At 58.4% G+C, this 22,387-nt stretch carries 17 protein-coding genes and 4 pseudogenes; 10 read left to right on the top strand and 11 right to left on the bottom strand.

Going from position 1 to position 22,387, the window contains the following annotated elements:
• The first annotated feature begins 302 nt into the window (after positions 1-302).
• A complete protein-coding gene (locus D3227_RS44570; protein WP_425374593.1) occupies positions 303-518 on the top strand; it encodes a hypothetical protein in 216 nt (71 codons plus the stop codon).
• On the top strand, positions 481-579 hold the full coding sequence (locus D3227_RS44565; protein WP_425374591.1) for a hypothetical protein: 99 nt from the start codon (positions 481-483) through the stop codon (positions 577-579). Before D3227_RS44570 ends, D3227_RS44565 begins: the two co-directional genes overlap by 38 nt.
• A 469-nt stretch (positions 580-1,048) precedes the next feature.
• Here D3227_RS44565 and D3227_RS36555 read toward each other — a convergent pair whose 3' ends face one another.
• The 3 genes and pseudogenes from D3227_RS36555 to D3227_RS43330 all read right to left on the bottom strand — a co-directional run.
• On the bottom strand, positions 1,049-2,014 hold the full coding sequence (locus D3227_RS36555; RefSeq protein WP_245452081.1) for a bile acid:sodium symporter family protein: 966 nt from the start codon (positions 2,012-2,014) through the stop codon (positions 1,049-1,051).
• Between the two features lie 309 nt (positions 2,015-2,323).
• Positions 2,324-2,449: a hypothetical protein gene (locus tag D3227_RS44175; RefSeq protein ID WP_342634043.1), complete on the bottom strand. Its 126-nt coding sequence runs from the start codon at positions 2,447-2,449 to the stop codon at positions 2,324-2,326.
• A 241-nt stretch (positions 2,450-2,690) separates the two neighbouring features.
• Positions 2,691-3,145, bottom strand: a pseudogene (locus tag D3227_RS43330) (methylaspartate ammonia-lyase); the annotation flags it as partial.
• A gap of 431 nt (positions 3,146-3,576) precedes the next feature.
• On the opposite strand from D3227_RS43330, the gene D3227_RS36545 reads away from it, so the two are divergent.
• The 5 genes from D3227_RS36545 to D3227_RS36525 are packed head-to-tail and all read left to right on the top strand — an operon-like array spanning position 3,577 to position 9,094.
• Complete coding sequence (locus tag D3227_RS36545) at positions 3,577-5,172, top strand: ABC transporter substrate-binding protein (RefSeq protein WP_120018969.1); 1,596 nt, start codon at positions 3,577-3,579, stop codon at positions 5,170-5,172.
• 6 nt (positions 5,173-5,178) lie between these two features.
• Entirely contained in the window at positions 5,179-6,120 is a 942-nt protein-coding gene (locus D3227_RS36540) for an ABC transporter permease (protein ID WP_120018967.1), read from the top strand.
• Position 6,121: 1 nt separating this feature from the next.
• Positions 6,122-7,003 carry an ABC transporter permease gene (locus D3227_RS36535; RefSeq protein ID WP_120018966.1) on the top strand — a complete coding sequence of 294 codons (882 nt, stop codon included), beginning with the start codon at positions 6,122-6,124 and terminating at the stop codon, positions 7,001-7,003.
• Between the two features lie 7 nt (positions 7,004-7,010).
• Positions 7,011-8,012: an ABC transporter ATP-binding protein gene (locus D3227_RS36530; RefSeq protein WP_425374592.1), complete on the top strand. Its 1,002-nt coding sequence runs from the start codon at positions 7,011-7,013 to the stop codon at positions 8,010-8,012.
• On the top strand, positions 8,009-9,094 hold the full coding sequence (locus tag D3227_RS36525) for an ABC transporter ATP-binding protein (protein WP_245452079.1): 1,086 nt from the start codon (positions 8,009-8,011) through the stop codon (positions 9,092-9,094). Before D3227_RS36530 ends, D3227_RS36525 begins: the two co-directional genes overlap by 4 nt.
• A 381-nt stretch (positions 9,095-9,475) precedes the next feature.
• Here the strand turns inward: D3227_RS36525 and D3227_RS36520 are convergent, their stop codons facing one another.
• From D3227_RS36520 to D3227_RS36495, 6 genes are all read right to left on the bottom strand, one after another.
• Positions 9,476-10,984, bottom strand: coding sequence for an amidase (locus D3227_RS36520; RefSeq protein WP_120018963.1), 1,509 nt, complete (start codon positions 10,982-10,984; stop codon positions 9,476-9,478).
• A gap of 76 nt (positions 10,985-11,060) precedes the next feature.
• On the bottom strand, positions 11,061-13,397 hold the full coding sequence (locus D3227_RS36515; protein WP_120018961.1) for a penicillin acylase family protein: 2,337 nt from the start codon (positions 13,395-13,397) through the stop codon (positions 11,061-11,063).
• Positions 13,398-13,967: 570 nt separating this feature from the next.
• Positions 13,968-15,548, bottom strand: coding sequence for a gamma-glutamyltransferase (gene ggt, locus D3227_RS36510; RefSeq protein ID WP_120018960.1), 1,581 nt, complete (start codon positions 15,546-15,548; stop codon positions 13,968-13,970).
• Positions 15,549-15,703: 155 nt separating this feature from the next.
• Positions 15,704-16,699: a succinylglutamate desuccinylase/aspartoacylase family protein gene (locus D3227_RS36505; RefSeq protein ID WP_120018959.1), complete on the bottom strand. Its 996-nt coding sequence runs from the start codon at positions 16,697-16,699 to the stop codon at positions 15,704-15,706.
• A 463-nt stretch (positions 16,700-17,162) separates the two neighbouring features.
• Complete coding sequence (locus D3227_RS43320; RefSeq protein ID WP_245452078.1) at positions 17,163-17,462, bottom strand: hypothetical protein; 300 nt, start codon at positions 17,460-17,462, stop codon at positions 17,163-17,165.
• A 310-nt stretch (positions 17,463-17,772) separates the two neighbouring features.
• A complete protein-coding gene (locus D3227_RS36495) occupies positions 17,773-18,306 on the bottom strand; it encodes an aminopeptidase P family N-terminal domain-containing protein (protein ID WP_120018958.1) in 534 nt (177 codons plus the stop codon).
• 1,033 nt (positions 18,307-19,339) lie between these two features.
• On the opposite strand from D3227_RS36495, the pseudogene D3227_RS36475 reads away from it, so the two are divergent.
• From D3227_RS36475 to D3227_RS36465, 3 genes and pseudogenes are all read left to right on the top strand, one after another.
• Positions 19,340-19,462 (top strand): annotated as a pseudogene (locus D3227_RS36475) (IS110 family transposase); the annotation flags it as partial.
• 548 nt (positions 19,463-20,010) lie between these two features.
• Complete coding sequence (locus tag D3227_RS36470) at positions 20,011-20,763, top strand: transporter substrate-binding domain-containing protein (RefSeq protein ID WP_245452077.1); 753 nt, start codon at positions 20,011-20,013, stop codon at positions 20,761-20,763.
• Between the two features lie 404 nt (positions 20,764-21,167).
• Positions 21,168-21,527 carry a helix-turn-helix domain-containing protein gene (locus D3227_RS36465; RefSeq protein ID WP_245452083.1) on the top strand — a complete coding sequence of 120 codons (360 nt, stop codon included), beginning with the start codon at positions 21,168-21,170 and terminating at the stop codon, positions 21,525-21,527.
• Here the strand turns inward: D3227_RS36465 and D3227_RS43315 are convergent.
• Together D3227_RS43315 and D3227_RS36455 are read right to left on the bottom strand one after the other, a co-directional pair.
• Positions 21,448-21,956: pseudogene (locus D3227_RS43315) on the bottom strand (transposase); the annotation flags it as partial. The gene D3227_RS36465 and the pseudogene D3227_RS43315 sit on opposite strands and share 80 nt — an antisense overlap.
• 133 nt (positions 21,957-22,089) lie before the next feature.
• Positions 22,090-22,221: pseudogene (locus tag D3227_RS36455) on the bottom strand (IS110 family transposase); the annotation flags it as partial.
• Positions 22,222-22,387: the final 166 nt, after the last annotated feature.

Below are 22,387 nucleotides of genomic sequence, written 5' to 3'. Positions count from 1 at the left end.
GGTCGCTAGCACTCTCACCGAGTCAACGGTGAATTCCCTCGTCGGCAAGCGGATGGTCAAAAGCAGCAGATGCGGTGGTCGCTCCACGGCGCACATATGCTCACGCAGGTCCGGACGCGGAGATCAATGGCGAACTTCGCGATCGGCTGCGGCACCCGTCCGACAGCCAGAGCCAAACGTTCCCCCATTATTCGAGCCCAAACCACCCCTTCTGCGCGCCGCGTAACCCAAGAGAAAAAACCGGTCTCAAGTCAGTGGGCCTCTGCATTCTAGCGATCAACAACTGCTTTCATTCTTCAGCCATGTGGCCCGAGATAGAAGCGATCACAGAAAGAGGGCTGGCGGCCGTAGCTATGACGCCGAGCCACAGTTGGGTGGCTCCGGCTGGCGGAACGAAGCCGGCACTGGGGAACAAATCCATTCGCCTTCGGGTGGCCGCAAGGCAAGGACAATCCCTATGTTTTCGATTTCGCCACAACCATGGTGGCTCGTGGCGATATCGCCCTACACAATATTGAGGGCAAGCCGATCCCGTTCGGCTGGGCGCTAGATTCTGATGGAAACCCTTGTCTACCATGATCGAACTACTCGCCGGCCCATTGATCGGGGCATGACGAGCATCCAATCGATGGCGTTCGACGGTGGCGCCAGTGCCTCGCCCTGCCATGGTGAACTGATTATTGCCCTCGATCCACATCTCCTGGGAAGAGGTGCCGATGCAGCTAATCAAGAAAGCGCCAAGCAACTGTTGTCGGTGTTGTCCGATCAAGGCGCACGCTTGCCCTCGCAGCGACGGTATCAGGCAAGGGAACGCAGCATAAAATACGGAGTACGGGTTCCCAGAACAATCTATGACCGCGTCCAGTCGCTACTGAAGTAAGAACCGCTCCCAGCGCCGTGGAGAACTCTGCTTGGCCGATGAACCGGATAGTTCATGTCGCAAGCCAGAGGTGAAACCGGCCAGTCGAACAGAGCGCGTCTCCACCTCCTGTGACTGCGGCATCTCCAAAGAACAGTGATTTACCCGAAACTGAAACCGGCACCAATATCAGCCCGTCGGCGTATAGGCTGCGGATCGCTGCGCTATGATTGCGCATCCGACCAGCTGTATCAGGTGAAACAACATCAATGGTAATATGATCAACGAGATATCCTGCCCGGCGAACAGTATGCCCGCCATCGGAAGTCCGGTGGCGAGGCTTTTTGTCGAACCACAGTAGAACAACGCCAGAAGATCGGCGCGGTTCATCCTGCCTGCCTTCGCTGTTCCAATGGTGATCGCCATGGCAAGTACAAGAAACACTATGCAAAGGCCGACCAAGATAGCAAATGCCTGCGCCGATATGACCTGCCAGATGCCATTCACGACACCGGCCGAGAATGCCGAATAGACGATCAGCAATATAGAGCCGCGGTCGACGATCGTGATCGGCAGCTTGTGCCGATTGAGGAATTCCGCTAACAGTGGCCGGCATAACTGCCCCACGACGAAGGGCAACATGATCTGCTGCATGATCTTCCAAATCGCAGATGCCTCAATGTCATAGCCCACCCCTGGCGGCATCAACAAAGCAAACAGCAGGGGGGACAAGACAACGCCGACAAGATTGGAGACCGAGGCCGCGCAAACCGCCCCGGCGACATTGCCATTAGACATCGATGTGAAAGCGATGGAGCTTTGCACTGTCGATGGCATGCAACCGATAAAGAGGAACCCGATACCGATCGTTCCGGACAACCATAGCCCCGCCAAGGGTTTCATCACAAGAGCGAGCAGGGGAAACACCGCAAAGGTGCACGACAACACGCTGAGTTGCAATTTCCAGTTCGCGAAACCGGAGATGATGGTCGCGGTGGAAAGCTTGGAGCCGTATAGGAAGAAAAGCAACGCTACTGCCCAGAAGGTTACATGACTCAGCACTGCCGCAAAGTCACCGCGGGCGGGCAGAAAGGTGGCTAGGAGGACCGTCAAGATCAACAGCATCATGTAACCGTCGAGTCCGACGCGTTTCATGATAGCTTCCAGACGCGCAAATACCATCACGGCCTCCCATCAAGAGATCACGAAAATGAATGAAGGCTATGTCACTCACGGACATACCCAGACGATTTCAATGCGCGCGGTGCCGAAACGGCACGAGCCGTGCGCCTAAGGTTCGTGTTTCTCAATAAGCGCCCGCTCTTCATCACATGGTTTTCTTGCGTACCTGCCTGGAAACCCTTTGATTAGGGCTTCCAATCTGTGCAAATCGATCCCCTTCGAGAACTGCCTTAGCGACCAATCGCGTAGGCCTGCATAGACGCGGCGTGGCGGCCGCCTGCATCAAGCATTAGGATGGCGCAGCGCTGCGGTGAGTCTGCCGATGGTATTTGCCGGCGACACGACGACCTCATGGCCGAGTTCCCTGAGCCGGGCAATCGTGGCTTCGCCAAGGGATACTTCCAGCATGAGACGTCCCGGGTTGGCCTGCCTCGGGAAAATGACCCCTGGAAATGCTGCGAATGAATAGCGGCGCATCGATGCCGGCCTGCAAGTCACAACCCGTGATGCACAAAACGAAGAAACCAAATCAGCTGCCACGGGTCCTGCTGGTCGCCACCCGGGTGTACCGAAGGCAAGCCCACGGCCATCGTCATGCAGAGCCAGAGAAGGAGTCAAGGTGGTACGCGGACGGACCCCCGGCCTCAGGGATCTCGGCGATCGTTGTACGGTGAAGATGGGCCGCTGCGCGAAGGAGCGCTTGGCTGACGCTATACCAACCGCCAGAGGTAACCGCTTGTGTTCAAAGGGCTCGAAAACCTTGGCATAGGCATCGAGATAGCAAGACGCATTGACGTCAAGAAGCCGCGGTACCACAGCCCGAGTCGTCAAATCCGATATTTGAGCAGTTTCAAATAAAGGATCGCGTCCACCGGCCCCAGAGTATTGGACGCCCATCATGTCGCCCCAGACAACGACGTCTTCGGCCAGGACAAGCCCCACACTGAGCGACGATGCCGGAACGCGAATGGTTGTGAAACCAGCCGTTATCGGTTCGCCGACATAGACAAAGCCGTCCTGGGTCGCGCCAGCCCTGATAGCAGCCTGATCGTCACAGAAAAATGCGCCGTTGCCAGGCGCGAGGAGGACGTCTTTGATCTGCATATCGTTTCGCTCGATATTTCTCGGACGGCGTTAACGGGCGGATACAGCACGACCCGCTGCCCATCAAATATGCGCCACTTGGTGTTGGGTTCACCAATATAATGTTCTGGACGGTGCCATCGCGTTCTCAGATGGCTAGCCTGAGAGATCAACCCTATGAAGCTTATTGCGGGGATGGGCTCACCCACGCGTTTGCAACTGGCCGAGAACGATCAAAACATAAAGAGGGCTAACCTATGGACGCTCAAAAATCTGGAGAACGTCATGGGCAGGAAGTGAGGCGATAGTCATCCATCATGCTCAACGATCTCGTTGCCAGATGGCACGAATAACAAAACTGAATTTGACGCATACCAACCCCAACGCGCAGGGTCGAATCGATGCCTTAAAGGCTCGCATAAACCAAGTATAACGCAACAGGGGAACTGCATATGGGAATCTCTCGACGCAACCTCATTACGACGGGTTTGGCAGCCGGAACGGTCCTTTCAATTCCTTCCATCCTGCGGGCGCAGACAGCAACCGACGCACGGACAGTTCGAATGGTGCCCGCGGGGGACCTCCGCGTCTTCGACCCGATCTCGACGACGGCTGGCATATCCGCCAACCATGGGCTGGCGATTTACGACACGTTGTTCTCGCTCGACTCCAAACTTGCGCCGCAGCCGCAAATGGTGGGGAAGTGGGGCGTTTCAGATGACAAGAAGACCTATACGTTCGAACTCCGGGATGGCCTAGGCTGGCACGACGGCACCTCTGTCACCGCGGCGGACTGTGTGGCGTCGATCCGTCGCTGGGCAGCGGTCGCTCCCGGCGGGCAACTCATTATGGAGCGGGCAAGGGATGTGTCAACAAAGGACGACAAGACCTTCACGATCGCGCTCAAGGATCCGCTCGGGCTCCTGATTGATATTCTCGCGGACGTTACGACGCCGTTGCTGTTCGTCATGCGCGAGAAGGATGCGAACCAGCCTGCGGCCGAGCAGGTGGCCGCGAATATCGGATCGGGGCCGTTCAAGTTCAATCATGAACTCGCCAGGCCCGGCGCGAGCTTTGCCTATGACCGCAATGATGAATACGTACCTCGCAAGGAGCCGTCTGACGGACATGCCGGAGGGAAGATCGTCAAGGTCGATCGCGTCATCTGGGACAATATCGCTGATCCCCAGACTGCTTTCGCGGCCTTGCAGGCAGGGGAGGTCGATCTCTTTGATAAGCCGCCGGCCGACCTTTACTCATTGATCGAAAGCGATCCCAACATAGTACTCCAGAGTACTTGGGCCGTAGACGTCGTGATGCGGATGAACTTTCTGCATAAGCCGTTCGACAATGTAAAAGCGCGCCAAGCGATGCTTCATCTGATCGATCAGGAGGCGTTCATGCGCGTAGCAGTGCCAGACCCAAAGTACACCGGAGCCGTTACTTCGATATTTGGAAAGGATACACTGTATTCCAACGACGAAAATACGGGATGGTACAAGAAGGGCGGCGATCCGGAAAAGGCCAAGCAGCTGTTTCAGGAAGCCGGATATGCCGGCGAGAAGGTCGTCATTCTCCAACCCACGAACCGCCCGGTCTATGACAGAGCCGCGCAGCTTTTGGCGGGCGAACTGCGGAAGATAGGGGTCAGTGTCGAACTTGCGCCGAGCGACTGGGGCGGGGTTGTGACACGCCGGGCGAACAAAGGCCCCGTCGAGAGCGGCGGCTGGAGCGTCTTCTTGACGAGTGAGTCAGATTATTCTCTCGGCAATCCGCTAGGAACGCCCTTCCTGACCGCGAGTGGCGACAAGGCCTGGTACGGCTGGCCAAAGAACGACGAGTATGAGGCTCTTCGGGCCAAATGGGCGGATATCGAGACGCTTGAAGAACGCAAAGCGCTGGCCCGCAATATGCAGCGGATTTGGTGGGACTTTGTCGGCGATGTTAGGTTGGGATACAATGTCGAGACGCGCGCGCACCGCAAGACGCTCACGGGCCTCATCTCCAAGCCGCAGCTCACTCCAATGTGGAACATGCAGAAGGCTTGACGGGTAATGGCCGCTTACGTCCTTCGCAGGCTGATCTCGGCCATCGCCGTCATGGCGATGGTCGGGATTTTCGTCTTCCTGCTTCTGAGGCTGGCGGCGGGGGACCCGGCGGCCGTCATCGGTGGCGACACCGCAACGGAAGAGATGATCGCGGGCATCCGCGAGCAGCTGGGACTGAACGATCCTCTGCCAGTTCAATTCGTGCGTTGGGCACTCAGCGTCCTAGGCGGGGACCTCGGGACGTCAATTTTCGCGAGACAGCCCGTTCTTGAGCTGATCTTGCAGCGGCTGGAACCGACCATTTCCCTATCGATCCTGACGATCACCCTCTCTGTGACGGTAGGGGTCTCCTTCGGCATCCTTGCCGCATGGCGGACCGGCGGACTTGCTGATCGAATGCTCACGGCATTCGCGACACTTGGTTTTTCCGTTCCGGTGTTTGTCGTTGGCTTCTTTATGATATACTGGTTCGCCATCAGAACGGGATTGCTGCCAGTCCAAGGATATCGGCCTATTGAGCATAGCCTCAAACCATGGCTTGTGCATCTCATCCTGCCGACCGTTACTTTGAGTGTTCCCTACATTGCTTACATCGCCCGGATCGCACGGGCGAGCGTGCTCGAAGTTCTGTCGGAAGACTATATGCGAACGGCCGCGGCCAAGGGCGCGTCGTCCTATTCCATGCTTTTCCACCATGCCCTGAAGAACGCGGGTGCCCCAATCCTCACCGTGATCGGTTTGAGTTTCGCAGGTCTGATCTCTGGCGTCGTCATCACGGAAACGGTGTTCAACATACCTGGTGTCGGTCGTTTGGTCGTCGATGCGGTTAACAACCGCGACTATCCCGTCATTCAGGGCGTTCTCCTCCTGGGTTCGGGTCTGTACGTCCTCATTAATCTCGTGGTCGATCTTTCCTACACCCTGGTCGATCCCCGCATCCGGTACTGATATGATGATCCTCTCTGCACCAGTCGAATACGTCCCGGCGGGCCGCCTTCGAATAGCCGACCTTTCCCGTCTGGCCAAGCGGCATCCGCTGGTCGCGGTCGGCGGCGGCCTGTTGGCGCTTCTGATCGTGCTGGCGTTCGCCGCCCCGCTTTACGCTGGCGATCCATTAAACATGGATCCCTTTGCGCGCCTTCAGCCGCCCTCTGCCGGGGTGTGGTTCGGAAGCGACAATCTTGGCCGTGACGTGTTTGCACGAACGGTGTTCGGCGCCCGGATCTCCCTCATCGTGGGATTGACGTCGGCGGCTGGCGCGGCTCTGGGTGGCCTTCTAATCGGTATCATCGCCGGCTATGTCCGCAGCTTCGACAATATCATAATGCGGGTGATGGACGCCCTGATGTCAATCCCGACGATTCTACTGGCCATCGCCCTTATTTCGCTGACGGGCCCGGGGATCGCTATCCTCATCGTCGCCATCACGATCGTTCAACTGCCAAGCGTCACAAGGCTGGTGCGTTCGGTGGCTTTGAGTGTTCGGGAGCGTCCCTATGTGGAGGCTGCAGTCTGCGGCGGTGCGCGCCTGCCGAAGGTGCTGTGGCGGCATATCCTGCCGAGCACCATTCCGGCGCTCATGGTGCAGTGCGCCATCGTTTGCGCAGAGGCGATCCTGATCGAAGCCGGATTGAGCTTTCTGGGCATAGGCGTGCCGCCCGAGATTCCGAGTTGGGGCAACATGATCTCAAGCTCTCGATTGTATCTCTCTATTGCCCCGTTAACGGTTTTCGCCCCCGGCATCTGCCTGGCCGTCACGGTTCTTGCCGTCAACCTGCTCGGGGATGGCCTGCGCGACCTGTTCGACCCCCGCGCCAAGCGGAGACGTTGACATGCTGATGCGAGACTCCATAGGGGACGACGTGCTTCTCGATGTTCGAGACCTTGAGACACACTTTTACGGCGAAGAAAGCGTCACCCGCGCCTTGGGCGGCATAAGCTTCCAGGTGAAAAAAGGCGAGACGGTCGGGGTCGTCGGCGAATCGGGATGCGGGAAGAGCGTCACTGCCCTCTCCATTCTTCGCCTGCTGCCGAAACTGAACGCCAAGACTGTCGGCGGTGAAGTCCGCTTCCAAGGACGCGACCTGCTTCAGCTGTCGGATCGGGAGATGCGACAAATCCGCGGCGACCAGATCGCGATGATCTTTCAAGATCCGATGACCAGCCTGAACCCGGTTTACACCGTCGGTCGCCAAATTGCCGAGGCCGTGCAGATCCACACAAATGCCTCCCGGTCAGATGCAATGGCAAAGGCCAAAGAGATGCTCCGGCTCGTCCGCATGGCCGACCCCGAGCGTCGTGTGAACAGCTATCCCCACGAGATGTCGGGCGGCATGCGCCAGCGCGCCATGATCGCCATGGCGCTTGCCTGCTCGCCGGAACTGCTGATCGCCGATGAGCCCACGACCGCGCTTGACGTCACGATCCAGGCGCAGATCCTGCGGCTCATCGTCGATCTGAAAGAGCGCACGGGAACGGCCGTGATGTTGATCACGCATGATTTGGGCGTTGTTGCCGAGACATGTCAACGCGTGATCGTGATGTATGCCGGTCGGATCGTTGAGCAAGCGACCGTAACCGATCTCTTCGCGCGCCCAGCCCATCCCTATACGCAAGGCCTCATGCGCTCGGTACCTGACCGCCGGCGCGGTCGACAGCGCCGCCTGCCCGAAATTCCGGGTATCGTACCAAGCCTTCGCGAGCCGATTGTAGGCTGCAGCTTTGCACCTCGCTGCCCGTTCGCGACAGGTATCTGCAGCGAGCAGACGCCAATTCTTCACGATGTCGAGCCCGGTCACGCCGCGGCTTGCTGGCGCGCCGAAGAGGTAGTTGGAGCATGAGTGATCCTTTGCTGAGAGTCGAAAGTCTGACCAAGCATTATCCGCTCGGTGCGGGAATCTTGAAAAAAGCCGTGCCGATGGTGCGGGCGGTGGAGGATGTGTCCTTTTCCGTGAAGGCAGGCGAGACCCTCTGCATTGTTGGCGAATCCGGTTGCGGCAAGTCCACTGTCGCGCGGCTCCTGATGCGGCTCGCGGAGCCGACGAACGGGCGCGTGCTGATCGACGGGACAGACATTGCGGGTCTCAACAAGCACGCCCTTCGGGCGGTTCGCCGCCGGATGCAAATGGTCTTTCAAGATCCTTATTCGTCGCTGAACCCGCGCCTCACGGCCGGACAGATTATCACCGAACCTGTTGAGAATTTTGAGCGCCTCAGCCGGAGGCAGCGCGAAGCGCGTGCGGCGGACCTTCTCCAGAAGGTCGGAATGTCGCCTGAGATGATGCACAGGCTTCCGTCGGAGTTGTCGGGCGGTCAGCGTCAGCGGCTCGGCATCGCGCGAGCGCTATCACTCAACCCCTCGCTTATCATTGCCGATGAGGCGGTCTCCGCCTTGGACGTCTCGGTGCAGGCACAGATCTTGAACCTGCTTCTGGACCTACAGCAACAGATGGGGATCGCCTTCATCTTCATCTCGCACGACCTTGGGGTTGTGGAGCACGTCGGCCATCGCGTGGCAGTCATGTATTTGGGGCGCATTGTCGAACTCGCCCCATGCGAGGCGCTCTTCGCAAATCCGGTCCACCCCTATACGGAGGCGCTGATAGCGGCAGCTCCAGTGCCGGATCCCGCGCGAGTTCGGCTCGAAGCGCCGGTAGATGGCGAGGTCCCGAGCCCTATCAATCCGCCCAACGGATGCGCCTTCCATCCGCGCTGCCCGCTTGCGGTTGAGCGCTGCCGCATCGAGGTCCCGCCTTTGGTTCCGATGGCAGACGGTCGCGTCGTCGCGTGTCATGTGCGCGCTCCGGCCGATATACCTGCGCTCGAACACATCGAGCGCACCGCTGACACGAAAAACGGTCATGAGGCGATCGACCTTGAAAAGGACCAGGACCCCGGCAGCGGCATTACCAAACCGCATTGACAACGTCCGCAATTAATAGGGTCGATTCACCCAAAGGATCAAGGTTCGCGCAATTCCCTTTGCAATCAGCAAATATTCGGTCTGAACTATGTGAGGACCGCATACTCGATGAAGCATGCGGACTGGGTGTCGGACTTCACTGCAAGCCAGTTTGAACGAAGCCGCGGGACGATATGGCGATTGTGGCCTGGAGGAGCGGGATCTTCTTCGCCAGGCTGATGAAGGGCATTCACGCGGCTACAGCGAAGGTGGCACGGGGGAAGCGGAACCGCAATAGCGCGAGTTTTCGGATAGGCAGCAGTGCCTTCTATTGCCTTCATCCGCAAAACGACCCGCCAAATGCCCCGTCAGTGGCTTCGTTCAATTGGGAATGCGTTACACCTACTCAAACCCGAGAAATCCCTCCGCTTCACTCAAATGCGGCGCGGATTTGAGCATATCGATATCCGGCCGGCATGGTGCGAGGTCAGAATGCCCGTTAATCACCTGCTCGAGTTCTGCAGCGATGGCGAGCAGGCCCAGATCGCCGTGACGGCGTCCGACGATTTGCAGCCCGAAAGGCAGCCCCTTCTCATCGCGTCCGCACGGGATGGTAATCGAAGGATGGCCAGGGATGGTCGATGTATAGGCCATGCCGAGCCAATGGTAATAACTCTTGGTCGCCTCACCATCAATTTCCACTGGGAAGAGTTCACGCCAGGGTGGAGGACTTATCGTGATCGCCGGAGAGATGAGATAGTCGTGGTCCTCGAAAAAGGCCTGCCAGTCACGCTGATAACGCCCTTGTGCGATTAGCGCCTTGGAAACGTCCTCTCCGGAATAGCTACGCCCTTCCGCAACGTTATCTGTGACGTTTGGCCCAACCAGATCCGGCTGGTTGTCGACCAGTTCGGCCATACGAAGGCATAAAACTCCACGCAGCACTGAAAAGATGCGGTCCGCGTCGCTACAATCGGGCGCGGCTTCCTCAAGTGCACCGAAATACGGCTGCAGGCGTGGCAGAATACTGCGAAAATGCCGCCGCACGATGGCTGCGGTGGGCGCAATGCCGAAATCTTCAGTCGCTGCGATCTTCACTGATGACAAGTCCCGCCGCGGCAGATTGGCAAAATGTGCCGGATCCCAAAGGGTGCGCCCGTCGATCACCGTGGTGAAGGGATCGTTATGATCGGGCCTGGCAAGGACCGAAAGCATCAGGGCGCAGTCTGCGACATTGCGCGCCATCGGCCCGATAGTCGACCACGGGATCAACGCCACGGCACGAGTGTCGCCAGGCACCAAGCCTGAACTCGGCCTGTAACCGACGATGCCGCAGAAGGCGGCGGGGTTACGGACACTTCCGCCCGTATCTGAGCCGGTGGCGAGTGGGGCATAGCGGCAAGCCAGTGCTACGGCAGACCCGCCGGACGAGCCAGCGCAGCTTCGAGTCAGATCATGCGGATTGGCGGTGACCCCATAGACACGATTTCTCGTATTGGCACCCAGGCTCCATTCAGGAACGTTGGTCTTGCCGATGGGCATAGCGCCGGCTGCACGCATTGCGGCGACGACGGCATCGTCCTTGCTGGCGATATTGTTGCGGAATATCTCAGAGCCGAAGGTCGTGTGCAGGCCCTTGACATCGATCATATCCTTGACCGCAAAGGGCAGCCCATGAAGGGCCCCGAGAGGCAGACCCGACATCAATCGATCTTCCATTGCTTTGGCACCTTCACGAAGACCATCGAAATCGCGAGCAACGAGCGCATTGACGGCATGGTCGATTGCCTCCACCCGGGCAATGCACGCGTCAGCCAGTTCAAGTGGCGAAAGAGCACGGCGTGCAATCAGGCTGCGTGCCTCGACGGCGCCGAGATCGGCAGGATTGGTCGCGGAAGTTTGGCTCAACATTTCGGGTTCCCTATCGATGGCGGTTCTGCAGAGCGGGACGGAACATGTCTTGTTTTGGGGTGGACGCTTCATCAGGTTAAGCAGGCGCGAGAATGACCTTCGAAAACGTCGCCTCATCGACTTTTGTCATGGAGTAGAGCAACGGCTTGTATTCACCGTGCCGCCAACTTGACGCGAGGTCCGAGTAGTGCGGAGAACCCGGGACACCAGACTGTCCGGGATTGTTGACGAAAAGACTTTGGTCCCAATTTCCGACATCGATGATCATGCGCACGGAAGGACCGGCGACGACCGAAAAATCGGCTAGGCGATAGGTCGCGAAATTGATGCACGAGCCGCTGCCGCCGATCGGCATCGGTTCCATGGACCAAGTCGAGTTTCCGAGGGACTCGAGTGGGTGCCGCAGATGCAGCGAGTGGAGACGTCCCCACGACCAGACGGCGGGATTTGACCCCATCAGCGTCGAACATTCCGCCCAGGCGTCTGCGAGACTGGCTTGCAGGGCTGCAATCAGGTCCCAATCTGCCGCAAGGTTTTCCAACCACGCGGCGATCTTTTGGGACTCAACCGGCATCAGCAATGAAATGATTTGGGCACTGGCTCCCTCCCGCTTCGCAAGCAAGGGGCCAAGATGCTTGGTCAGCCAGACCTCAAACAGAGCCGCCGGCGCCGAGTCCGCCGACAGATTACTATCCCATGCCTCTAGAAACGACCAAATCGTCCCATCGGCTGCATCCGTAAAGAACGGTGTCACGGCCTTGATAATTCGGTCAGCAATGGGCGAAAATGTCGAACATTGCACGCGCATGCAATCTTCTATGGAGACTCGCTCGTCGCGGCCAAGCTCACGATGGAGCGTGTCGTGCCTGCTGCTGTCCGGCCACTCGTAGGCGACTGCCGGATTGGACTTGGCCCACTCGTTCGGGATGTTCATTGCGTTGGCAGTGGCCACGAAGCCGCGCGTCGGATTGACAACTGATGGACCTTTTTCGGGGCAGAGATATCCATCCCACTCGAAACGGCCATCGCCAGGTACAGGAAGGAGACCATCCCAATTCTTACGCAACGGCATTGCTCCGGCAGGCCGCCAGGCGATCGTGTTACTCGTGTCGGCATATACGTGATTGACCGACGGGGCTCCCCAGCCTGCGAGGCTTTGCGCATACTGAACATAGGTCTTTGCCCTCATGACACAGAGGCTGGCCATGTAGGGCGCCGTGCCCGCATCCGTCAGAACGGTCCTCACCGCGAAAGCGCGGTTATTCTTCACGTCCTGGTAGACCACAGGTCCGTGCCGTGTGAACTTCAGCCCCACCGCATGTTCTGGGTATCCCTTGACCGGGATGGTTTCCTCAATAACGCGCACCTTCTCCCAACCAGCATCGTAGGCGTAGCTGTCAGGATCGTCCGAAGCGCAGTCGTAGACGTATATGTCTTCCTGATCGGCGCCAAATATCGTCAATCCAAAAGCAGCCGTTCCGTTGTGTCCCATCGACACACCGGGGACCATGGGCTCCCCGGCACCAATCACGTCCAGGCCCGGCATGGCCAGATGCACGACGTAGCGAATGGAAGGCATGGTGTGCGTACGGTGAGGATCCAACGCGAGAATGGGTCGGCCTGTCGCGGTCCTCCGTGCCGAAATAGCCCAGTTATTCGAGCCTTCCTCGAATGCGGAACGGGCGATGTCACCCGTCGGCGCAGCCACGGTCCAGAGACCGGCCTCTTGGAGCGAACAGTCAAGTCTTTCCTGAGAGAACGTGACAGGGCTGATCGCGAGCTGAAAATCCCGCAACACCCGGTCGCTCATCACGGCCGGGTCGAAACCCTCCGCGGGCGCGGGAGTGCCGCCATGAGGCAGTTGCTTCCGAAGCGTATCGAGCTTAGCCCCGAGTTCCACGCCGGCAAGAGCCATCACCTTGGAGCGCAGCAGTTCGGACGACGCATTGCGCGTCAGGCAGTGGGTGCGGATGCGAACGACATCTTCCGGCTTCCAGCGATCCGGTCGGTTTCCCAGCGCGGCGAATTCGGGCGGAAGCTGGACCAGACCTGCGTCGCACGCATCCACATAGGCATTGATGCCGTCTGCGAACGCAGTGCAGATTTCTTCGGCATCTCGTCCATATGCTTTCCATTCGGATGCCATGTCCCCATGATAAAGAAACAGACGTGAAGCCCTGTCTTGTGCGAGGTATCCAGGGCCAAAATCGCGCGAGAGAAGACCCAGGCCGCGTTTGCGGGCCAGATCAATTTGCCAAAGCCGATCCCGCGCCGAATTCCAACCCTGCGCGAAGAAGAGGTCGTGCAGGTTTTCTGCTCTGATGTGGGGCACCCCCCATCGATCAATACTGATAGAAACTTCGCCTTGAATCCCCTTAACTTTCAAGCGCCTCGATGCGATGGCCGTTGTCATATCCTGAACCTCCTGGACGAAAGACGTTTCTTCAGTGATCCCTCGGCTGCTAAAGCGCTGCCGCCGTATGTTTGGTCACCTGTTTGTGGGTTGCGAACGAGCCACCGCCCTTGGCCTTTTCAGCCCAGATCAGGTACTCAAGGGTCAAAATTCTTGACCGGTAGCCGATCCATTTGGGAGGCGGATAGGCGCTATGCCGCCACGCAGTCCCACCATCATCGGTTAAGGACCGTAAACGTAAAGCAGGCGCCGATGGCTGCATGGATCGCGCTACCACCGGCCGCGAGAATTCCACCCAGCGGCAGAAACGAGCGGGTGGTTCGTCGCCACCATGCCACGCGACCCAGTCGCCGGTTGTTTTTTACAGGTGAAGGTAGTGCCGGCACGAGGGCGCCAGTCGGTATGCTGCATCAGTCAAAAGCCCTTCTCATTCACATGCACAAATTGGCGGAAAATCACCCTATCCATGCAACGCAATCGCCCTGAAAGACGTTTTCTCAGAGGTTCCTCAGGCTACTACGCTTTCGGGGAGACAAACGTTAGCAACGCGTCGCAATGCCCCAAGCTTAGTTAATATCCCAAGGCGCAGCCGTCGTTGCGCGGCTCAGATCCGCCGATCAGCACGCCGCGATCCCAATCGATCTTGACTGTCTGCGCACCGCCCCAAGGCAGGTCGCGGAGGACGATGTTGTGGCCGCGCGCGCGGAGGCCGTCCATGGTTCTCTGTGGAATGCTGGTCTCAACCGCAACCCTGTCGTTCTCCCAGAATAGACGAGGGCAGTCGATCGCCTGCTGCACATCCATGCCGTATTCGAGCATGTTGAGCAGGATCTGCACGTGGCCCATCGGCTGGTAGTGCCCGCCCATCACGCCGAAGCTCATCTCGCAGCGTCCGTTTTTCATCGCCAGCGCCGGGATGATGGTATGCATTGGCCGCTTGGCCGGGCCGAAAGTGTTAGGATGGTCAGGCGCGAGCGTGAAGCAGGCACCGCGGTTGGTCAGCAGCACGCCCGATCTCTCGGTGCAGATGCCGGCGCCGAAGCCGGAGTACAGCGAGTTGATCAGCGACACCGCATTGCGGTCTCTATCCACCACGGAGATATAGACCGTGTTGCTACCGGGGGTTAGCGCGGCCGGCAGTTCGCTCCTCTTGTTCATGTCGATGAGCGAAGCCAGTTTCTTTCCCCAGGCCTTGTCGGTTAGTGCCGCGACCGGCGTTCGCATGTGGTCGGCATCGCTAAGATGTGTATCGCGAACGGCATAACCGATGCGCGCCGCTTCAAGCACAAGGTGGAACCGCTCCGGCCCCATCGGATCGAGCGACTTGAGATCGAAATTTTCGAGGATGTTGAGCATCACAAGCGCGGTAAGTCCCTGCCCGTTCGGGGGGATCTCGATAAGATCGACCCCACGATACTCGGTCGAGATCGGAACGACCGTATTGCCGCGATGATTGGCGAAGTCCTCGTCTTTCAGGAAAGAGCCTCGGGCGGCAACTGTGGCCGCCATCTCGGCACCCACCGCGCCTTCGTAGAACCCCTTGGCGCCCTTAAGGGCAATAGTTTTCAATGTCTCGGCGAGCGCCGGGAAACGGATCACGTCCCCTTCCTTTGGCGCCATGCCGTTGAACAAATAGTGCTTCGCGGCACCTCGACAGGCGGCGAGCTTGCCCACATGGCGCTGCCAGTCCAAGGCAACACGCTGTGCGACCGGGAAGCCGCTTTCCGCGTACTGAATCGCTGCACGCAGCACGCGATCAAAACCGAAACGCCCGTGCGCCTTGAGGGTCTGCTCCCAGGCGTCGATGGCGCCTGGCACGGTAACGGAATGGACTGAATCACCGATCTCGCGCACGCCTTGGTCGCGCAGCGGTTGATAGGAGGCGTTGGCGCCAGAGCGCCCCGAACCATTGTAGCCCCAGACCGGCTTGCCCGGCTTTGAAATCAGCGTGTAGCAATCACCGCCGATGCCGGTATTGGCCGGCTCGACTACGCAGAGCGCGGCGACCGCGGCCACCGCTGCATCCGCAGCCGTGCCGCCATCACGCAGAATGTCAACCGCCGCCAAGGTGGCAAGCGGATGCGAGGTGGCGGCCATACCGTTGATGGCGATTACGGGCGAACGCCCAGAGAGCTGGAAATCACGATTCATTTTGGGTTGGCATCCAGTGACTTTCGGCGACACCGGCTTGGATCTTGTGATCTTGTAGGTAACCGGTTAAAAAGGCGGAGGGATCACGCGGCACGCATATCATCTTCTTTTCCTGTTCATGTCGGCGAATAGCGGGGTGCATGCGCGCCTGATTTTCAGAGATTTACTGGTCGTGCAATGAGCGCCACCGCTTCGTCGGCATCGACATGCTCTCCGGATCGGAGACCGCAGACGATGGATGTGGAAGGCGCGCGAATATCAGTTGAACTACTCGACCACGGATCCATCGGATGCACGATACCAATAAGATCTCCCTGCTTGATTTCGTCCAGCACCGAGCAGCGAGGTTCGAAGATGCCGCGCGCGGGCGATTTCAGCAGATCGGAAGGCAGTGTCCTAAGTGTCCGGCTAGACCGCTGTTGACGGAACGTCGGCCACACTATTTCTCCTTCGATAATTCCGAGGGAGATTAGTGCGTTGCGGACCGCAGTTTCGGCAATCATAAGAACATCTGAGTCGACGGTCCCGCCACCAAGTTCAGCACAAATGAATACCTTGCCTTGGCTTTGCGCCCAAGTATCAAACATACCCCGCGTATCTGGTCCGTCCCAGATCAAAGTCACTGGCAACTTGAACGCCTCCGCCACTTGAAGCGTCTTGCGCATAAGATCAGCATCAGCAATAGGATGCGTCGTGCTTGCAGGGGCAAACTCCCATCGCGGTCCGAAGCCATGCAGATCGAATACTGTGTCAACCATTGGCAACAAGATGCGAGAAACCGCATCCGCGATGCGTTCGGACAACGGCCCGTCCGCGCGGCCTGGAAATACTCGATTGAGATTCAACCCGTCGACCGGCGAGTTGCGGCTCCAAGCCTGCGCAGCCGGTGGATTGAGCACGGGTACGATGATGACCTTTCCACACTTCTGGGCATCGGGAAGCCAATCAAGAAGTCGTCGCGCGACAATTGGCCCTTCCAATTCATTGCCATGACATCCGGCAGTGACAAGGAGACGCGGCCCCTCCCCTTTGTTGAGGCTTAGGACCGGGAGCAGAAGAGCTTCGCTGTCGGCGCCTTTTGGGACAACGAGGTGCCCTTTGCTTACGCCAGGCGTATCGAGAGCGAACGTGAGGTGTGGTGCTCCGATCATTGTTGATCCGTATCTGGTTTAACTTCCCGTACTTTCATTGGCTATGGCGGCTTGCGTCAAATGCCGTTTCTATATTGTCGTCATCTGGTCGCGCGATGGGTCTCCAAGATACATTCCGTTAGCCTTGTACGACGGCGGAGTGCGTCCGTGACTAGAGGGAATCCCGTGCATTCGAACAGGAGCAGCCCGATTTCTAGATGCTTCGCGCGAAGTTGCGTCGCACAAGCGTAGACCTCGCTTTCGATCTGATCGCTGTCCGTCCAGATTGCTGGACGCGCCAAAGCATTGCGTAGAAATTCGCCGCCTTCCACACCGCCGATTACCACTCTCGCTCGATCTGTCGGATTGCTGACGCCAAGCAAATCTTTACTGCAATTTCTCTACTCAGCCGTCACGATCGCGAGCTTGTGAGAAGGCGCCAACTGTCGCAGCAACGTCGGAACGAAGAGCAGGCTGGACATCGCTACAGGAATCTTGACGGCGGCGGCAACCGCCGCCTGATGCCGGATGAAAAACCCGCAATCAGAAGAAATAACCCCCGCGCCTCGTTCAACCAACCGTCGAGCGGCCGCGACGCAGGAACGTTCGAGCGACGGGTCACCACAAATGATGATATCTGCAAATGCACCTCCACGATTTCCGTGATGACTGGGCGGTCGAATTTCGGCCAGAGGGAGCCGGACCGTGGAACTCCCAACGATTTCTCGGCCGACAGACCTTCATCAAGTTGAAGGATACCAAGGGCATTGCGGCATTGAGCCATCACGACGTGCTCCTAAAGAAATTACGCGTTTTGCATAGAAGACGCTCCCCGCCGAATACTGGACCTTCAACACTCTTTGACGCCTCGACGCCGCAAGCGTAGGTGACAATCTCTTTAACTGTGAACTTTGCGAGCAGACTGATCAAGAAAAGCTCAGGCTCGATAAAGAGTGTGCGGGATCCTGCTCAGTATCTCGGCTTTATCTTCTGTCACCAAGACACTCTCGCTGCAGCCGGGTTGGCATGCGGCAACCGCAGCCGTTCCCCGAACACCAAGTTCAGCGAGGATGCCAACGCACCTCCTGCAGCATCTACCCTATCTTGGATTCCAGTAGCCACTTCAGTCTCGGTGACACCGTCGCGAAGCATTTCGTGAAATGAACCAATAGCAAGTCAGTGATGATTGCTGCCTTTTGCAAAGCCTGAATTTCTACGTGACTCTTCACTGCTGCGACCGCCGCAACGAGCCTGCTCGCGTCAACGATCTTCAAGTCCGGAAGCTCATGGTGCAGCGCGGTCACGTCGGCAGGCGCGAGGGACGAGCGGTCGAGTTCCATCCCGACCCGTTTGTTGTGGAGATTCAATCGCCGCAGAACATCGGCAGATACAATACGGAACTCATAGCGCTGCGTGTATGGCCCGATCTCGTTGATGCAGCTGAAAGCCCTGACATTCTCCTCATCAAATTTGCGAACAACAAACGTCGGTTCTCGCCCCGGTGTAAGGATCAAGGGATGGGGAGCAAAGGACGAGCCAGCACCGGAATATCCCGTCAGATAGCGCAGATGGCTTTGAGCGGTGACAAGTAGGGCATCCAAGCCTGCTCGTTCCACAGCTTCGAGCACCCGCGCTGCCGTCTCTCATACTCGGATTGACCAAACAATGTTCCAGTACAAGGTATTTTCGTCCGCTTTGCAGTCATTAACCTTCTCCATGAGCTTTAGGACGTTCGGCCCATCGAATACATCAAGTTCACTTCCACAACATGGGGCAGCTGATGCTTTACAAGTTACTCGGACTGCGGCAGCAGGGCAATTCAGGCCTATTCTCGGTCGGAGAATCGCTCCAGCAGTGGCTTACGTCAAATGCAGTTTCTATATCGCCGTCATCTCGGCGCGCGATGGAACGAAAGACTCCAGTTCCCCGGGATGCTCTTGATGAATTCGAACTGAGAGTCGGCTGTAATCACGGAGCGTAAGTTTCAGGGCGACACTCCGGATGTCCGGCGAGAGCAACGGCCGGAAGGAGACCACGTCATGAGCGTGCGGACCATGTCGGCGCTGGATGGCTTCGTAACGGCGGCGCCAACCGGGCTGCGGTTCGCGGACCCGCAAGACTGGATTTGCCCGGTCATGGGGTTGCCGGGCGACGTCTTGGCCAAAGGCTCTGCGACCGGGCGTCCGAGCTTGCGGTCGAGGCGGCGTACTGACGCACTATCGGACGATATCTCGCCGACATATCGAACCTCGCCGGTACGCCCGCTCTCGGCGAGAGCAACAGCATGCCGATCCTTCGCAACATCCAATCCTATGAAAACCTCGCTATATTCTTCCACGGTTCGTCCTGGCATGGGGATAGGGCCGACGAGCAACCCTCGTTTCAACACTGCCAGTTTAGGGCGAACCACCGATGCCGGAGCCAACTCGAAGAGTATGTGAGGTGGATGTGCCTTGACGCAGCGCTCAGCGAAGAACCACGCCCCGAGCGGAGCGCACGCTGACCGGCAAGGAAGAAGCCCTGCTGGTGGCCACCGTCGGCTCCAGCCCGCCAGTGGGGCGCCCCGTTGGACGCTGAAGCTGTTGGCCGACGCGTTCGTCAATGTCGCGCGCATGGAGGATGTGCTACGTCGAGACGCCCGATCTGCAGGGGCCGGTGGATCCTCCGAGGCTCGGAGTGGAGAAACTGTACCGAATTGAACAGGCGCCGCCGAAAGTGCGCGAGACCGCTTGGAAAGCTCAGACCCCGCTGACGGCCCGCTATCGGATGCTGAGCGGGCGAGGTGGTCTGCACGGCGCGAGGAGATTGTCGCCGCATCGGCAGCCGGATCAGGTTGCATGGGCCTCCCTGGCAACAGCCCACAGTAGTCCCGCCTCCGCCCATGCGACCGCGACAGTGCATCGAGCTGAAGCGTAAAAAACTGTCCCGCCTCTCTGGGAGGTGGGGCTAACTGTGAAAAAAGCACCGTGGCCGCATTCCCGATTGTGCGTCCGGGGCTGTTCCTATCTTACTGCGGGCGTCGGCGGTTGCCGGCCACGCGGTCTGACGGACATTCCCGTGCCGAGGCTCGAATATCCAGTTGGGGCTTGACGCTGCATTGCGCTGATCCATGTAAATCATCTATTCGCAATTGAGAACATATGTTGCAACGTCTGTCGCGACGAGCTATGAACAGCTGCCGACTAGAGAGTGCGGGAGTGCGTCCATGTCGGCGAAGGAAAGCAACGAAAGAAAGGGGAATATCCATGAGCAGACTTATGACGGCAGTTACGGCCGCGGCATCGCTTGCGGTAGCGATCGCGGCTACGACGAGCGCAGCTAATGCTGGGAGCATGCTCGACAAGGTGCTGGAGTCAAAGACGCTAACAGTGGCTGTGGGAACAGACTGGGGTCCGGTCTCGCGACTAAACGAGAAGCACCAACTCGAGGGTTACGACGTTGATATCGCGAAGCATATCGCAAAATCGCTTGGTGTGGAGGTCAAGTTCGTGACGCCGGGTTGGGATATTATCACGGCGGGCAAGTGGGAAGGCCGATGGGATATCGCGATGGGTCAGATGACGCCAACCGCGGCTCGAGCCGAGAAATTCGACTTTCCAGCTATTTACTTCTACGAGCAGGTGTTCGCTGTTGTGCAAAATGATAGCAAGGCGACCAAGCTTGCCGATCTAGACGCCAAGACCGTCGGCGTCACAGCGAACACGACGTACGAATCTTATGCCAACCATGCGCTTACCGCGGATTGGAAAGGCGGTACGCCAGTCACCTATCAATTCAAGCCTGGCGCAGTCAAAACCTATGCAAGCACCAATGTAGCGTTCGATGACCTCCGGCTCGGCGATGGAGTTCGCCTTAATGCAGTTATTACTGACGGCACTTCTGCAAATAATGCAATAAGCGCCGGCTATCCAATAAAGCTTCTTGGCGACCCGCTATACGCCGCGCCGGGAGCAATCGCAGTGCTTCATGGAGACAAGGAATTCAGCGGTAAGATCGCCGAGGCAATCCAGAAAATGAAAGAAAATGGCTCGCTCCCGAAGCTGTCGCTGAAGTGGTACGGGGTGGACTACACCACCGAAAAATAGAGATCGCGACGCTCTAGCGGCCGAGGCTGAACTGCGTCGCTTCTCTCTCTAAGTGTCCTCTCTGATTGGGGTCGTTTAGGTCAAGCTACTCCTGCACTTTCTTCTGGACCCTCCCGCAGGTCACTCGCTTCTCTTCGCGGTCGGCGCTCTTGCCGCCGCATTATGGGATCAGGAGGGCGAGGCGTCTCAATCTGTTTCACGACCTTGCCGAGCTTTGACGGGCAGGTTCGGGACTCTCAAGTAGATCGCCTCGCCCAACGTCCCTGTGGGTTCCGACGTTATCCGGCCGGGTACTCCAACTTGAAGCCGGCCACCATTCCGGAATGAAGCCGGCCACGATTCCGATCAATATCCGGCCACTTTGACGGGGCTAAAGAGAACACATCTGGGTCAGCAACTTTGGCATGACGGTCCTTTTGAACGAGGGACGCGTGATGCCGGCAAAGAGAAGGCTGACCATGAGACAACTACGACAAATGCTACGGCTTGCCGGCGACGGAACGAGCGCCCGCGAGATTGCGCAGAGGCTGGGAATAGCGCGCAGCACCGTCCAGGATAATCTGAAGCGGGCGGCCGCGGCGGAGCTGAATTGGCCGCTGCCGGGCGAACTGACCGACGACGCACTGGAGAACCGGCTGTTTGCCCGGGCCGGGGTGAAGCAAGGTCTGCGCCGGCTTCCCGAATCTCGCCGGCTTCCCGAAGATCACCGAATATGCGGCGTGCACCATAAACTCCGTGACTCGCTCTGTAGGAATCGCGGATGAGACCGAGCAGCCTGGCATCTTCCCTGGCGTGATCGCTGACGGGCCCATGCAGCCATGTGTAGAAACCTGCCCGGGCGACACGCAAGACCCGACACATCGAGGTGACCGCATATGCGTGACGGTGCTCGTTCATGAAGCGGTACTTCACTCGGGTTCCCTGGCAAAGTACCGCGCGGCTTTTTTTAACAAATCCCGCTCCTCCTCCACCCGCCGCAGTTGCGAGCGCAGGCGCAGGATCTCACTCTTGGCTTCAAGCAGATCTTTCGATTGCTGCTCCGATTTGTCGGGCGATACCGCCTTCACCCATTTATACAGGCTGTGCGCCGAGACGCCCAAACGTGCAGCGACATCGGGCACGCCATAGCCTCGATCAACGACCTGCTTGACTGCTTCTTCCTTGAATTCCGGGGTAAACCTCTGCGTACTCACAAGCTGCCTCCTGTGCTCAAAGGATAGGCGGGGCCTGTCTATCGCGCCAGGTGCAGTCCACTTATATTATCTCGGTGTCCACGAAACCGGCAGCAGGCCAGTTCGTGTTGCTTGCTCCTCGGTCTGTCTCGGTTCACGCCGCCAGCGCGGCAGGCTCCTTTCCAAAGCGGAATTCGGTTGCCTCGGCCCACATGCGATGCAGGATGACCGCCAATTTGCGTGCTACCGACACACGGGCGCGCGCCATGCCGCGGCGCTTGGCGATGACCCCAGGCCCTGAGGCGAGCATGGGGTGGCTGCTTGCGTAATTACCCACCCTTTCGATGCGGCACGGTGCGTCGTCACTCGTCGTCGATGTCCGGGTACTGCGGGGGAGCCTTGCCGATCTTGCTGACGATCCTCTGGTAATTGGCATCGGGCTGCGCCTGCCC

Origin of the sequence: Mesorhizobium waimense, from assembly GCF_003601975.1 — a bacterium.
Taxonomy (GTDB): Bacteria; Pseudomonadota; Alphaproteobacteria; order Rhizobiales; family Rhizobiaceae; genus Mesorhizobium; species Mesorhizobium waimense.
Note: the sequence above shows the minus strand (reverse complement) of the source record. Positions and strands in the feature narration are given on the sequence as shown.